Annotated in this window: 16 protein-coding genes; 8 read left to right on the top strand and 8 right to left on the bottom strand. The window is 68.0% G+C overall.

Annotated features, from left to right (window positions below; genetic code table 11):
- The first annotated feature begins 81 nt into the window (after positions 1-81).
- From ACK8OR_RS13940 to ACK8OR_RS13910, 7 genes are all read left to right on the top strand, one after another.
- Positions 82-783: a response regulator transcription factor gene (locus tag ACK8OR_RS13940; RefSeq protein ID WP_410190022.1), complete on the top strand. Its 702-nt coding sequence runs from the start codon at positions 82-84 to the stop codon at positions 781-783.
- 38 nt (positions 784-821) lie between these two features.
- Positions 822-2,531 carry a sensor N-terminal transmembrane domain-containing protein gene (locus ACK8OR_RS13935; RefSeq protein WP_410190021.1) on the top strand — a complete coding sequence of 570 codons (1,710 nt, stop codon included), beginning with the start codon at positions 822-824 and terminating at the stop codon, positions 2,529-2,531.
- Positions 2,532-2,549: 18 nt separating this feature from the next.
- Positions 2,550-2,996 (top strand): HPr kinase/phosphorylase, encoded by a 447-nt coding sequence (locus ACK8OR_RS13930; protein ID WP_410190020.1) that lies wholly within the window; start codon positions 2,550-2,552, stop codon positions 2,994-2,996.
- A gap of 88 nt (positions 2,997-3,084) precedes the next feature.
- A complete protein-coding gene (rapZ, locus tag ACK8OR_RS13925; protein WP_410190019.1) occupies positions 3,085-4,005 on the top strand; it encodes an RNase adapter RapZ in 921 nt (306 codons plus the stop codon).
- Positions 4,002-4,394, top strand: a complete 393-nt coding sequence (locus ACK8OR_RS13920) for a PTS sugar transporter subunit IIA (RefSeq protein ID WP_410190018.1) — start codon at positions 4,002-4,004, stop codon at positions 4,392-4,394. The genes rapZ and ACK8OR_RS13920 overlap by 4 nt, the downstream gene beginning before the upstream one ends.
- A 22-nt stretch (positions 4,395-4,416) precedes the next feature.
- Positions 4,417-4,686, top strand: coding sequence for an HPr family phosphocarrier protein (locus ACK8OR_RS13915; protein WP_410190017.1), 270 nt, complete (start codon positions 4,417-4,419; stop codon positions 4,684-4,686).
- Positions 4,683-5,561, top strand: coding sequence for a lysophospholipid acyltransferase family protein (locus tag ACK8OR_RS13910; RefSeq protein WP_410190016.1), 879 nt, complete (start codon positions 4,683-4,685; stop codon positions 5,559-5,561). Before ACK8OR_RS13915 ends, ACK8OR_RS13910 begins: the two co-directional genes overlap by 4 nt.
- 3 nt (positions 5,562-5,564) lie before the next feature.
- Here the strand turns inward: ACK8OR_RS13910 and ACK8OR_RS13905 are convergent, their stop codons facing one another.
- The gene (locus tag ACK8OR_RS13905; RefSeq protein ID WP_410190015.1) at positions 5,565-6,443 is read right to left on the bottom strand and encodes a 3-hydroxybutyryl-CoA dehydrogenase; all 879 of its coding nucleotides are present in this window, start codon (positions 6,441-6,443) and stop codon (positions 5,565-5,567) included.
- A gap of 163 nt (positions 6,444-6,606) precedes the next feature.
- Here ACK8OR_RS13905 and ACK8OR_RS13900 point away from each other — a divergent pair, with 163 nt between their 5' ends.
- Positions 6,607-7,425, top strand: coding sequence for a DUF6473 family protein (locus tag ACK8OR_RS13900; RefSeq protein ID WP_410190014.1), 819 nt, complete (start codon positions 6,607-6,609; stop codon positions 7,423-7,425).
- 71 nt (positions 7,426-7,496) lie between these two features.
- Here the strand turns inward: ACK8OR_RS13900 and ACK8OR_RS13895 are convergent, their stop codons facing one another.
- The 7 genes from ACK8OR_RS13895 to ACK8OR_RS13865 all read right to left on the bottom strand — a co-directional run bounded on the left by ACK8OR_RS13895 (position 7,497) and on the right by ACK8OR_RS13865 (position 12,602).
- Complete coding sequence (locus tag ACK8OR_RS13895; protein ID WP_410190013.1) at positions 7,497-8,423, bottom strand: electron transfer flavoprotein subunit alpha/FixB family protein; 927 nt, start codon at positions 8,421-8,423, stop codon at positions 7,497-7,499.
- The gene (locus ACK8OR_RS13890) at positions 8,423-9,181 is read right to left on the bottom strand and encodes an electron transfer flavoprotein subunit beta/FixA family protein (protein WP_410190012.1); all 759 of its coding nucleotides are present in this window, start codon (positions 9,179-9,181) and stop codon (positions 8,423-8,425) included. The genes ACK8OR_RS13895 and ACK8OR_RS13890 overlap by 1 nt, the downstream gene beginning before the upstream one ends.
- A 112-nt stretch (positions 9,182-9,293) precedes the next feature.
- The gene (locus tag ACK8OR_RS13885) at positions 9,294-10,157 is read right to left on the bottom strand and encodes a hypothetical protein (RefSeq protein WP_410190011.1); all 864 of its coding nucleotides are present in this window, start codon (positions 10,155-10,157) and stop codon (positions 9,294-9,296) included.
- 154 nt (positions 10,158-10,311) lie between these two features.
- On the bottom strand, positions 10,312-10,884 hold the full coding sequence (locus ACK8OR_RS13880; RefSeq protein WP_410190010.1) for a cob(I)yrinic acid a,c-diamide adenosyltransferase: 573 nt from the start codon (positions 10,882-10,884) through the stop codon (positions 10,312-10,314).
- Positions 10,885-10,888: 4 nt separating this feature from the next.
- Positions 10,889-11,092, bottom strand: a complete 204-nt coding sequence (locus ACK8OR_RS13875) for a twin transmembrane helix small protein (RefSeq protein ID WP_298430421.1) — start codon at positions 11,090-11,092, stop codon at positions 10,889-10,891.
- Between the two features lie 44 nt (positions 11,093-11,136).
- Positions 11,137-11,958, bottom strand: coding sequence for an SDR family oxidoreductase (locus ACK8OR_RS13870; protein ID WP_410190009.1), 822 nt, complete (start codon positions 11,956-11,958; stop codon positions 11,137-11,139).
- Between the two features lie 104 nt (positions 11,959-12,062).
- Entirely contained in the window at positions 12,063-12,602 is a 540-nt protein-coding gene (locus tag ACK8OR_RS13865; RefSeq protein WP_410190008.1) for an SH3 domain-containing protein, read from the bottom strand.
- Positions 12,603-12,727 lie beyond the last annotated feature (125 nt).

Here is a 12,727-nt window from a genome sequence, read left to right as displayed (position 1 = left end):
GAAAACCCTTGATTCTGTCGCCCCCATGGGGAGAGTTGGAAAAAAACACGGCAGTATAACAGGCAAAACGAGGATATTGGCATGTCGCGGATCGCGCTCGTCGACGACGACAGGAATATCCTGACGTCCGTTTCCATGACTCTGGAGGCCGAAGGCTTCGAGGTCGAAACCTACAATGATGGCCAGTCGGCGCTCGACGCCTTCTCGAAGGAACTGCCCGATCTGGGCGTCTTCGACATCAAGATGCCCCGCATGGACGGCATGGACCTGCTGCAGCGGCTGCGCCAGAAATCCAGCGTGCCGGTGATCTTCCTGACCTCCAAGGACGACGAGATCGACGAAGTTCTGGGCCTGCGCATGGGCGCCGATGACTACGTCCGCAAGCCCTTCTCCCAGCGCCTGCTGGTCGAACGGATCCGCGCGATCCTGCGCCGCCAGGAGGCGATCGCCTCCGACGAGACGGACACGCCCGAAGACACCCAGGTCATGCAGCGCGGCGAGCTGACGATGGACCCGCTGCGCCACGCGGTGAAGTGGAAGGGCAACGACGTCACGCTCACCGTGACCGAGTTCCTGCTCCTGCAGGCGCTCGCCCAGCGGCCCGGCTTCGTCAAGTCGCGCGACCAGTTGATGGACGTCGCCTATGACGACCAGGTCTATGTCGACGACCGCACCATCGACAGCCACATCAAGCGCCTCCGCAAGAAGATGCGATCGGCGGATGCCGAGTTCTCGGCGATCGAGACGCTCTACGGCATCGGCTATCGCTACAACGAAGAATAGGACGGGGCGCGCGCGTGGCCTCGGTGACCGATATGGACATGGCGCCCACGCCGACCCGCCGCACGAAACGTCGCGGCGACAGCGAGGTCGTGCTCGGCGAGGATTGGGAACGTCCCGAGGGCACGGTCGAGGCCGAGCTGTCCGAAGCGCGCGAGCGGCGGGGTCTCTTCTCGCTCGATCGTTCGCCGCTGGCGCGCAAGATCATCCTCTTCAACCTGCTCGCGATCCTGATGCTGGTGGCGGGCGTGCTCCTTCTGAACCCGTCCCGCGACAGCCTCGTGGTCCAGCGCGAGCAGGGGCTCGTGACCGAGGCGCGGCTCATCGCCGACGTGCTCGAAGCGTCCCTGCCCGCGGGCGCGCCGGTCAGCTTCGCGGCCGGCGACGGCGTCGACGTGCCGGCGCTGCTCGGCGCGATCGAGCTGCCGCGCGGCGTCGAAGTCCATGTCTTCGACCAGTCGGGCGCCCTGGTCGCGCAGGCCATCGGCAGCGCACAGGCCGGGGCCGTCGCCGGCCTCAACGCACCCGCCGAGAAGACCACCCTCATCACCAGCGCGCTCAACACCGTCTGGGAGGCCCTGTCGGCCGTTTTCAGTCGCACCGGCGACGACCCGCCCAGACCCGTCGACATCGCGCGCGCCATGGTCTCCGAACTCGGTGCCGGCCAGACCGCGATCCGCGGCTACGCGGGCGAGGCGGGGCAGCTCTATACCGTGGCCACGCCCATTGCCTCGGCCTCCGCCTCGATGGGCACGATCGCCGTGACCACCCGTGCGGGCGAAATCGACGCCCTCGTCCGGGTCGAGCGCGAGCAGCTGCTCCAGATGTTCGTGATCGCGCTTCTGGTGTCGATCGTCCTCAGCCTCGTGCTGGCCTCGACGATCGCCAACCCGCTCTCGGACCTGTCGGCCGCAGCCGAGCTCGGCCGCGACCGGCATGCCCGCAAGATGTCGCCCCAACGGGTCCGCATCCCTGACCTGACGGCCCGCCCCGACGAGATCGGGCGCCTGTCGGGTGCGCTGCGCGGCATGGTCGCAGCTCTCTACGACCGGATCGACTCGAACGAACAATTCGCCGCCGACGTCGCGCACGAGATCAAGAACCCGCTGGCCAGCCTGCGCTCCGCCGTCGGCACCATGCGGCTGGCCAAGACCGACGATCAGCGGACGCGCCTGCTCGAGGTGATCGAACACGACGTCCGCCGTCTCGACCGGCTGGTCTCCGACATCTCCAACGCCTCCCGCCTCGACAGCGAGCTCGTCAAGGAGGAGGAGGAGCCCTTCGACCTCGTCAAGATGATCACCAACCTGACCGTCTATCACGGCCAGGAGGCCGAGGCCGAGGGCGTCGACTTCATCACCGACCTTCCGAAGGAGCCGATCGTCATCATGGGCCTCGAGGCGCGGCTGGCGCAGGTCTTCGTCAACCTCGTCACCAACGCGCTCTCGTTCTGCGAGGAGGGCGATGCCGTCCGCGTCTGGATGCGCCGCCGCGACAACCGTGTCCTCGTCGTGGTCGAGGATACCGGGCCGGGCATCCCCGAAGCGGCCCTGACCAAGGTCTTCAACCGCTTCTACTCCGAGCGGCCCGTCAAACAGTTCGGCAACCATTCCGGTCTTGGCCTCGCTATTTCGAAGCAGATCGTCGAGGCCCATGGCGGCGTCATCTGGGCCGAGAACATCCGCCCCACCGACATGGACCTGACCTCCGAGCCGCTCGGCGCCCGCTTCGTGGTCGGCCTGCCGGTCTGACCGCGCCGGGGGCCGCACATGTCGTCCCCGCCCGCCGATCTCCCCCGCCTGTCGCCCGCACCGGATGGCGCGCTCTCGGTGCATGGCAGCGCCGTGCGGATCGGGGCCCGCGGCCTTCTGATCCTCGGACCCGCCGGGTCGGGCAAGTCCGGGCTCGCCGCCGGCCTCATCGCGCTGGGGGCCATGCTGATCGCCGACGACCTGACGCTGATTCTGCCCGGCGGCGGTGCCCCGATCCTGCGCGCGCCCGCCCGTGCGCCCGTCCGGCTGGAGCTGCGCGGGCTCGGCCTCGTCTCGCCGCCGACCGCCCCCGAGGCGCCGCTGGCGGCCGCACTCCTTCTCGGGCCCTCGCGCGCACGATTGCCCGAACCCGAGACCTGGCCGGTCCACGGCTCCGAGATCCCGCTCCTGCGGCACCCGGCCCAGCCCGACCTCCCGGCGAAGATGCATCTATGGCTCAGCTGATCACGCCCGCGCGACATCCTGTCGGCCTGCCTTACAATCGCCCACGGCACCTCCTAGATTCCGGGCCGATCGCCCTTCGAAGGTTGCCATGACCCGCGCCGACCGCCCCATCGACATCGTTCTCGTCACCGGTCCTTCCGGTGCCGGGCGCACGACGGCGCTCAACGTGCTCGAGGATGCGGGCTTCGAGGTGGTCGACAACCTCCCGCTCGATATGATGCGGATGCTCGCGGGGCCGGACCGCGCGGCACCGCTGGCGCTCGGGCTCGGGGTACGCAACGCGGGCTTCTCGCTGGACGCGGTCGAGGCGCTCGCGACCGAGTTGCGCGCCGATCCACGGTTCCACGTCCAGCTCGTCTACCTCCAGAGCGACCGCGAGACCCTCGTCGCCCGCTATTCCGAGACCCGCCGCCGCCACCCCCTGTCGCCGCGCGAGGATCCCGAGCTGGGCGTCGCCCGCGAGTTGGAGCTGTTGGCCACCCTCGCCGAAAGCGCGGATCTCGTGATCGACACGGCGGACATGAACGTCCACGACCTGCGGGCCGAGATGACCCGCCGGTTCGACGGCGATGCCGGGACGCTCTCGGTTTCGATTCAGTCGTTCAGCTACAAACGCGGGTTGCCGCGCGGCCTCGACCTCGCGTTCGACGTCCGCTTCCTCGCCAATCCACATTGGGTGCCGGGCTTGCGCGACGGCACGGGGCGCGACGCGGATGTGCGCGCCCATGTCACCGCCGACCCGCATTTCGACGGGTTCGACCGCCGCGTCCGCGACCTCGTGCAGTTCCTCCTGCCGCGCTACCGCGACGAGGGCCGGGCCCATCTGTCGATCGGATTCGGATGCACCGGCGGCCAGCATCGTTCGGTCGCCGTTACGGAATTGCTGGCCGACGCCCTTGCGGCGGACGGATGGCAGGTGTCTAAACGCCATCGGGAATTGGATCGCCGGGCAGCGGCGGCCATCGGCACGGGGTCGCGCAACGCGGCCCTTGGGGGAACCGCCGCATGATCGGCATCGTCATCGTGGCCCATGGGGGCCTCGCCGAGGAGTATCGCCGCGCGGTCGAGCATGTGATCGGCCCGCAGGACGGCGTGCGCTCCATCGCGGTCGGCGCGACCTGCGACCGCGCCAGCAAGGAAGCCGAGATCTGCGAGGCCGCCGACGCGGTCGATGCGGGCGATGGCGTCGTGGTGGTCACCGACATCTTCGGCGGCTCGCCCTCGAACCTGTCGATGAACGCCTGTGCCCCCGAAGACCGCGTCATCTTCTACGGGGCGAACCTGCCCGCGCTAATCAAGCTCGCCCGCAGCCGGGCGCGTCCGCTGGCCGAGGCCGTGGCGTTGGCCAAGGCCGCCGGAACGCGCTACATGGACGTCGCCCAAGGCCCTGTCGCCTGAGATCGGGGCACGGGGAGAACGGATGCCGACGCGGAACCTGGATATCGTGAACGAAAAGGGCCTGCATGCGCGCGCCTCCGCCAAGTTCGTGGAAACCGTCGAGCGGTTCGATGCCCGCGCGACCGTGCGCCGCGACGGGCTCGAGGCCGCGGGCGACAGCATCATGGGCCTTTTGATGCTGGCCGCCGCGCGCGGCACCTCGATCGAGGTCGAGACCGGCGGCACCGACGCCGCACCCCTGCTGGACGCCCTCCAGGAGCTTGTGGCCGACCGGTTCGGAGAGGGGATGTGAGCGACGCCGCCTTTCTGCGAAGCGCCCCCGTCACCACTGACACGACCGATCCCGACTACAAGCCCTACGATCGCGGCAAGCTGAGCTATGCCGCGACCTTCACCGACCCGCGCCGCGCCGCCGCGATTCGGGTGCTGGAATGGCTGACGGGCAAGGCGCGGTTGCTCTATCTCATTCGCAAGTTCGAACGCGAGGGCGTCGAGGAGGGTCCGGCCTTCTTCAGTCATGCGCTGCGCGTGATGGGGATCCGGATCGACACGCCCGAGGACCAGATCGCGCGGATCCCGACGCGCGGGCCCTGCGTGCTGGTGGCGAACCATCCGCACGGGCTGGTCGACGGCATGGTGCTGGCCGAGCTGATCGGCCGCGTCCGGTCCGACTTCAAGATCCTGACGCGCAGCCTTCTGACCGGGGTCCCCGAGATTGCCGACCACATGATCGCGGTCCCGTTTCAGCACGAGCCCGACGCGCGCGAGCGCAACCTCGCGATGCGGCAGGCGGCGATGGAACATCTGGGCGCAGGCGGCATGGTCGTGCTCTTCCCGTCGGGGGGAGTCGCCGCGTCCGAGACGTGGTTCGGCCCGGCGATTGAGGCCGACTGGAATCCCTTTACGGCCAAGATGATCCGCCGGTCCGGCGCGACGATCCTGCCGGTGCATTTCGAGGGACGGAACTCGCGCGCCTACCAGATCGCCAATCTCGTCTCGCCGACGCTCCGCCAGGGGCTCTTGCTGCACGAGGTGGTCCACGCGCTCAACCGGCCGCAGATGCCGGTCATCGGAACGCCGATCGGCCCCGAGGAATGGCAGGCCCGCTCCGGCAACGCGACGGAATTCATGGCGTGGCTGCGCGCCCGGACGCTGGCCCTGCGCTGAGGTTCAGCGGGTCGGGACCGGCTCGCCCTCGCCGCGATAATCGTAGAAGCCGCGCTGCGACTTGCGACCCAGCCACCCCGCCTCGACATATTTCACCAGAAGCGGGCAGGGGCGGTATTTCGTATCGGCCAGCCCGTCATGCAGGACGTTCATGATCGCGAGGCATGTGTCGAGCCCGATGAAATCCGCCAGCGCTAGCGGTCCCATCGGATGGTTCGCCCCGAGCTTCAGCGACGTGTCGATCGAGGTCACCGTGCCGACCCCTTCATAGAGCGTGTAGACCGCCTCGTTGATCATCGGCATCAGGATGCGGTTCACGATGAAGGCCGGAAAATCCTCGGCCGTCGCGGCGGTCTTTTCCAGCCGGTCGACCACGCCGCGGCAAGCCTGGTAGGTCTCTTCGTCGGTGGCGATGCCCCGGATCAGCTCGACCAGCTGCATGATCGGCACCGGGTTCATGAAGTGGAACCCCATGAACTTCTCGGGCCGGTCGGTCCGGCTGGCCAGCCGCGTGATCGAAATCGACGAGGTGTTCGAGGTCAGGATCGTGTTCGGCTTCAGATGCGGCAGCAGATCCTCGAAGATCGCCTGCTTGACCGTCTCGCGCTCCGTCGCGGCCTCGATCACGAGGTCGGTGCCGCCCGCATCGGCCAGCGTCATCGTCGCGCGGATGCGCCCCATGGCGGCGTCCCGGTCGGCCTGCGCGATCTTCTCGCGCGAGACCTGTCGGTCCATGTTGGCGGCGATCAGCGCGGTGGCCGCGTCCAGCGCGTCCTGGCTGACATCGGTCAGCACCACGTCATAGCCCGCGAGCGCGCAGACATGGGCGATCCCGTTGCCCATCTGGCCGGCACCCACGATGCCGATGCTGCCGATCTCCATGACGCTCTCCGATGCCGTTCGCGGCGACAATAGCAGCGGCGCGAGGGGGCACAAGCGAGCGGGCGACGCGGACAATTCGCGACGAATGCACGGCTCAACCAATCGGTAAGGACGGGCTGCGACGTTCGGGATCGACACCGCGAATCGACGGATGGACCCGGGTATGAGCTTTCACGCACGCGAGCCGGCGCTCGACTATTATCCGTGCCGCTACGGCCGTTGCCGGATCACGTTCCGCGGCCCCCGCGCAGCGCTCCGCCCGCCCTATACGGTTGTCGTGGGCGGGGGGGAGACCTTTGGCAAATATGTCGAGGATCCCTTCACCGATCAGCTGGCCGAACGGACGGGCCGTCGCATCGTCAACCTCGGCATCCTGAACGCGGGCATCGACGCTTTCCTCAAGGACGACGCGCTGATGGAGATCATTCGCGGCGCCGAAACGGTCGTCGTTCAGGTGATGGGCGCGCACAACCTGTCGAACCGGTTCTACACCGTTCATCCAAGGCGGAACGACCGGTTCCTGCGGCATTCCATGGCGCTGGCCAGCCTCTTCCCCGAGGTTGATTTCAGCGATTACGCCTTCACCCGGCACATGCTGGCCGGGCTGCGCGCCGCAAGGCCCGAGGCGTTTTCCCTGGTCGTGCAGGAGTTGCGGGCCGCCTGGACCGCGCGCACACGGCTCTTCCTGTCGCACATCCCGGGCTGCAAGATCATGCTCTGGATCGAGAATTCCGGCCGGACGGCCTTCGGCCCGGAGCCGCCCTTCGTCGATATCGACATGCTCCAGGCCATCGAGGGGGAGATCGACAAGTTCGTGCAATGCGATGTCGGCGAGGACATGACCGATGCGGGCCTCGACGAGATGGTCTTCCCCGATGGCGAGCGGGCGGCGGCCAAGATGATGCTGCGCCCCGACGCCCACGCCCGGATCGCGCGACACCTGTCCCGCGCCGTCGGCATGCGCAGCGGCATCGCCGCGTGATGCCCCGCCCGAACGAAAACGCGCGGCCCCGATGTCCGGAGCCGCGCGCGAAGATCCCTATATCGCGATTGTCAGAGCTTTTCGGTCAGCTCCGGCACCGCCGTGAAGAGGTCGGCGACGAGGCCGTAATCGGCGACCTGGAAGATCGGCGCCTCCTCGTCCTTGTTGATCGCGACGATCACCTTCGAGTCCTTCATCCCCGCGAGATGCTGGATCGCCCCCGAGATGCCGACCGCGACATAGAGATCGGGGGCCACGACCTTGCCGGTCTGCCCGACCTGCCAGTCATTGGGCGCATAGCCCGAGTCGACCGCCGCGCGGGACGCGCCGACGGCGGCGCCCAGCTTGTCGGCCAGCTTCTCGATCATCGCGAAATCCTCTTCCGAGCCGACGCCGCGGCCGCCCGAGACGACGATGCCCGCCGAGGTCAGTTCCGGCCGGTCGCTTTCCGCCAGCTTGTCCTCGACCCATTCCGACAGACTTGGATCGGCGGCTGCCGACACGGTCTCGACCGGTGCCGCGCCGCCGTCGCCGGCCAGATCGAAGGTCGAGGTGCGGATGGTCATCACCTTGACCGGATCGGACGACTTGATCGTCTGGATGGCGTTGCCGGCATAGATCGGACGCTCGAACGTGTCGGCATCGACCACGGCGGTGACGTCCGACATGATCATCACGTCCAGCAGTGCCGCGACGCGGGGCATCACGTTCTTGGCGTCCGTCGTCGAGGGCGCCAGGATATGGCTGTAATCGCCCGCCAGAGACACGATCAGCGCGGCCGTCGGCTCGGCCAGGCGGTGACCCAGCGACGGATCCTCGGCCACGAGCACCTTCGACACGCCGTCGAGCCTGGCCGCAGCCTCGCCCGCCGCGGATGCCGACGCCCCGGCGCAGAGCACCGTCACGTCGCCCAGCGCCTTGGCCGCGGTCAGCGCCTTCGAGGTCGCATCGACGGCCAGCTCGCCATCCGTCACTTCACCGATCAGAAGAACCGCCATCAGACCGCCCCCGCTTCCTTGAGTTTCGCCACCAGCTCGTCGACATCCTTGACCATCTCGCCCGCCTTGCGGGTCTCCGGCTCGGAGGTCTTCACGATTTCGAGCCGCGGGGCGACGTCGACGCCGTAATCGGCGGGCGTCTTCTCATCCAGCGGCTTCTTCTTGGCCTTCATGATATTCGGCAGAGACGCGTAGCGCGGCTCGTTCAGGCGCAGGTCGACGGTCACGATCGCGGGCATCTTCACCTTGATCGTCTGCAGGCCGCCATCGACCTCGCGGGTGACCAGCGCCTGATCGCCCTCGATCTTGACCTCGGAGGCGAAGGTCGCCTGGCTCCAGCCGGTCAACGCGGCCAGCATCTGGCCCGTCGCGTTCATGTCGTTGTCGATCGCCTGCTTGCCGGCCAGCACGAGGCCCGGCTGCTCCTCGTCGATCACGGCCTTGAGGATCTTGGCGACGGCCAGCGGTTCGATATCCTGGTGGACGTCGTCGGTCGCGATCACGAGGATCGCGCGGTCCGCGCCCATCGCCAGCGCCGTGCGCAGCGTTTCCTGGTTTTGCTTGACCCCGATAGAGACGGCCACGACCTCATCGGCGGCGCCTGCTTCCTTGAGGCGGATGGCCTCCTCGACGGCGATTTCGTCGAAGGGGTTCATGGACATCTTGACGTTGGCGAGGTCCACGCCCGACCCGTCGGCCTTCACGCGCACCTTCACGTTGTAGTCGATGACCCGTTTGACGGGCACGAGGATTTTCATGGCTCACTCCCTGAGACGCAGTTTCGAGGGAGTAGTTAGCGCAGGGTCAGGCGGGGCGACAGGCGGAAAACGACCCTGTGCGACGGAGTGACGTACCGTTCTGACGTGAACGTCACGCCGCTTCGGACGGAACCGCCGCGCGCGCCAGATCATCCATCTCGGGGGTTCCGATCAGGCCGTGGCGCCGTCCCAGCGTGTCAAGAAGCGTGCCCTCGGGCGGAATTCCGGCATATTCCTTGAGCAGGCGGTCGCGGATGCGGCGCCCGTAGAAATGGATCGACATCGTCTCGTTCGTGCAGGCGCGCAGCGTGACGCGGGCCCGCTTGAAGATGCGCCGCCGCTCCGGGTAGCTCAGCGGATAGAGCGTCACGGCGTCCATCGCGTGTTCCAACTCGCCGGTCATCCGCAGGATCCAGGTGATCGCGTTCGGGCCCCAGGCCCCCCACGGATACTCGGCGACGTGGATCGGGTCGCCGTCGCGCGCGGCGCGGCAGGCCTGGTCGAGGAACTTCGGCGGCATCCAGGGCAGGATCGCGAACTCGTCCTCGGTCCAGGCCAGAAGCTCCTTCAGGGTCTCCGATTCCACGGGCAGACCCAGCACGCCGTTGGCGACCAGCCGCTTCTTGTCGTCCCCGAAGGCCACGAACCAGCCGTCGCGCGGCACGAAGGGGCGCAGGCAATAGGCGTCGGTATCAGCCCAGATGATGCCGGGACGCTTCGAGAGCAGGTGATAGCGGAAGCGGTCGGCGAAGGGCGCGGGCGACTGGGTGCGCGCGTGGGTCGTCATCTTCTCGGGCTGGGTCAGGATCTCGGCGGCATCGCCCATCTCGACGCCGTCGGGCACGCCCTCGACGGGCCCGTAGCTGAAGAGGATGGTGCGGTGGCCCGCATCGACGAAGGACTTCAGGCAGAGCCGCTCGACCAGCGACAAGGGATCGCCCGTCCAGAAGCTGGCGATGACGGGAAGGTCGGACATGGCGCGGCTCCGTTCGATTCGGGCGGTCGGTCGGGGCGCCCCTGCGGCGCGACTGGTGCCATCCGAATGGGGCATCATTCGGGCGGCATGCCATTGGCGCCGAATTGGAAACGATCCTAGCCCGCGGCGTTCCTTCTGTCCAAACGAAGGTGCGTCACCGGTTGGCGCCGGGCACCCAGAGGACATCCGCCCGCCCGTCGTCGTTGGCGATACGCGACGCGACGAAGAACCAGTCCGAGAGGCGGTTGAGATACTTGACCGCAGCGGCGTTCACATCGTCCGTTTCGTCCAGCGCGACGCAGAGCCGTTCGGCCCGCCGCGTCACCGTGCGGCAGAGATGCAGATGAGCCGCCAAGGGCGATCCGCCCGGCAACACGAAACTGCGCAACGGCTCGAGCGCGTCGTTCATCGCGTCGATCTCGGCCTCCAGCCGGTCGACCTGCGCGGGCAGCATCCGCAGCGGCGGATACTCGGCATCGGCGTCCTTCGACATGTCCGGGCGGCAGAGATCGGCCCCGAGATCGAACATGTCGTTCTGGATCATGGCCAGGCGTTCGGCCATGTCGGCCTCGGCATGGAGGCGGGCCATCCCGATCGTGGCATTCGCCTCGTCAACGGTGCCGTAGGCCTCGACACGGGCGGACGTCTTGGGGACGCGGCTGCCGTCGCCGAGCGCGGTGGTCCCGGCATCGCCGGTGCGGGTGTAGATCTTCGACAATACGACCATCGTGTCAGCCCCTCGACCTGATCCAGACGAACCCGAGCAACAGCATCACCGCGACGAACTGGGCGATGATGCGCCACCGCATCAGGCGGTTGGCGTGCTTGCGGTTGAACTCGCCACCCTTGGCGAAGCCGCCGACACCGACGAGCAGGATCAGCAGCACTACGAGGCAGGCGCCTGCCACGACATAGAACAGGGGGTCGTCTCTCATCAGGGGATCCTTCCGGCGGTTGCCCCGTCACCTAGCGGCGCGGGTCAGGATTTCGACAGGATTCGGTCCATCATCCGCGTCGGCAGCAGCCGCTTGGCCGCGCCGCCCAGATGGGTCGGCACCGTGACGTAGTAGCGGGCGCGGGGACGGGGGGCCTCGACCGCGTGGATCAGCTTGGCCGTCACGGCCGCGGGCGGCATTTCCCAACGGTCGGGCGTCGTGTTCTCGAAGCGGGCCAACAGGCGCTCGTATTGAGCGCGATGCGGCGAGGCGCGCCAGTCGATCCAGCGCTCGAACTGGTGGCGCCCGTTGACGCGGAAGCGCGAGGTGATGGGGCCGGGCTCGATCAGCGAAACCTCGATGCCGGTGCCCGCCAGCTCCAGCCGCAGCGTATCCGTCAGACCTTCCAGCGCGAACTTGGTCGCGTTGTAGGCGCCGCGCCACGGGGCCGCGGCGAAGCCGAGGACGCTTGAGCATTGCACGATGCGCCCCGCGCCCGCGGCCCGCATCACCGGCAGCACGCGGCGCGTCAGGTCGTGCCAGCCGAAGAGATTGGCCTCGAAGATAGCGCGCAGCGCCTCGACCGGCAGATCCTCGAGTAGGCCGGGAATCGCGTAGGCGCCGTTATTATAGAGCGCGTCCAACCGGCCGCCCGTCGCGTCCAGCACCTCGGCCAGCCCGGCGGCGATGCTGTCGCCGTCCTCGTAGTCGATCCGAGGACTGACGAGGCCCTCGGACCGGAGGCGCGCGCAATCCTCGTCCCTGCGGCAGGAGGCGAAGACCCTCCAACCGCGTGCCTTGAGAGCATGGGCCGCGTCATGGCCGATCCCCGAGGAACAGCCGGTGATGAGGATGGAACGCGTCATGGACGACGGGCTAGGCGCATCGCGCCTGGATGACAATCGCCGGCGTCACGAAAGGGGCGTGCCGGTATGGCACGCCCCCTCCGGGTTCGGTCCTGCGGTCTGGATCAGGCCGGGTCGAGGAAGCGCGACGCCATCCAGCCGGTCTGGCCCGTGGCGACGTCGCGGATCTGCTGCCAGCCGTTCTCGGGCGCGCCGAGCGGCTCGGTCAGAGTGCCTTGCGGCAGGCTGTCGACGACGCGGTTCCCGGTCGAGGGGCCGGAGCGCATGTTCACACGGCTGCCGCTGACGACGAGCATGCCGGCCTGCGCATCGGGCGTCGTCTCGGCGGAGGCGGTGACGGCGGCGGGTTGAAGCAGGTTCACGACGACCGGCTCGCCGATCAGGCGGGGGGCCGAGAAGACGGGGTTCGGCGCGGGCGCCGAGGCGGCGATCACGGCGGCATCGGGCACGACGGGCTCGTTCCGGGTGACGGCCGGCTCGGACGACGCATTCGTCAGGATCACGGGACGATCGTAATTGGCGGCGGCCATGACGACGGGCGTCGCGGCCTCGGCTTCGGCGGCGGCCATGCCGTCGGTCGGCTGACCCCAGATCACGAATCCCGCATAGAGGGCCGCGGCAAGAGTAAACGTAAGCTTCAACATAACTGGCAGTCCCCCATCGGGAATTCGCATTCCCTCACACAACGGTCGTCCCTGGCAGGGGGTTCCCGTCAACCGCACGATAACACGGATTTCCTTGATCCCTTAGCCCCGAGTTCTTGTGTGCC

The organism is Jannaschia halovivens, from assembly GCF_046452375.1.
Lineage (GTDB): Bacteria > Pseudomonadota > Alphaproteobacteria > Rhodobacterales > Rhodobacteraceae > Jannaschia > Jannaschia halovivens.
Note: the sequence above shows the minus strand (reverse complement) of the source record. Positions and strands in the feature narration are given on the sequence as shown.

What these genes read in the sequence shown, in the direction of transcription:
- ACK8OR_RS13940 (WP_410190022.1), top strand. Translation starts at nt 82, where the DNA reads ATGTCGCGGATCGCGCTCGTCGACGACGACAGGAATATCCTGACGTCC.
- ACK8OR_RS13935 (WP_410190021.1), top strand. Translation starts at nt 822, where the DNA reads ATGGCGCCCACGCCGACCCGCCGCACGAAACGTCGCGGCGACAGCGAG.
- ACK8OR_RS13930 (WP_410190020.1), top strand. Translation starts at nt 2,550, where the DNA reads ATGTCGTCCCCGCCCGCCGATCTCCCCCGCCTGTCGCCCGCACCGGAT.
- rapZ (WP_410190019.1), top strand. Translation starts at nt 3,085, where the DNA reads ATGACCCGCGCCGACCGCCCCATCGACATCGTTCTCGTCACCGGTCCT.
- ACK8OR_RS13920 (WP_410190018.1), top strand. Translation starts at nt 4,002, where the DNA reads ATGATCGGCATCGTCATCGTGGCCCATGGGGGCCTCGCCGAGGAGTAT.
- ACK8OR_RS13915 (WP_410190017.1), top strand. Translation starts at nt 4,417, where the DNA reads ATGCCGACGCGGAACCTGGATATCGTGAACGAAAAGGGCCTGCATGCG.
- ACK8OR_RS13905 (WP_410190015.1), bottom strand. Translation starts at nt 6,443, where the DNA reads ATGGAGATCGGCAGCATCGGCATCGTGGGTGCCGGCCAGATGGGCAAC.
- ACK8OR_RS13900 (WP_410190014.1), top strand. Translation starts at nt 6,607, where the DNA reads ATGAGCTTTCACGCACGCGAGCCGGCGCTCGACTATTATCCGTGCCGC.
- ACK8OR_RS13895 (WP_410190013.1), bottom strand. Translation starts at nt 8,423, where the DNA reads ATGGCGGTTCTTCTGATCGGTGAAGTGACGGATGGCGAGCTGGCCGTC.
- ACK8OR_RS13890 (WP_410190012.1), bottom strand. Translation starts at nt 9,181, where the DNA reads ATGAAAATCCTCGTGCCCGTCAAACGGGTCATCGACTACAACGTGAAG.
- ACK8OR_RS13885 (WP_410190011.1), bottom strand. Translation starts at nt 10,157, where the DNA reads ATGTCCGACCTTCCCGTCATCGCCAGCTTCTGGACGGGCGATCCCTTG.
- ACK8OR_RS13880 (WP_410190010.1), bottom strand. Translation starts at nt 10,884, where the DNA reads ATGGTCGTATTGTCGAAGATCTACACCCGCACCGGCGATGCCGGGACC.
- ACK8OR_RS13875 (WP_298430421.1), bottom strand. Translation starts at nt 11,092, where the DNA reads ATGAGAGACGACCCCCTGTTCTATGTCGTGGCAGGCGCCTGCCTCGTA.
- ACK8OR_RS13870 (WP_410190009.1), bottom strand. Translation starts at nt 11,958, where the DNA reads ATGACGCGTTCCATCCTCATCACCGGCTGTTCCTCGGGGATCGGCCAT.
- ACK8OR_RS13865 (WP_410190008.1), bottom strand. Translation starts at nt 12,602, where the DNA reads ATGTTGAAGCTTACGTTTACTCTTGCCGCGGCCCTCTATGCGGGATTC.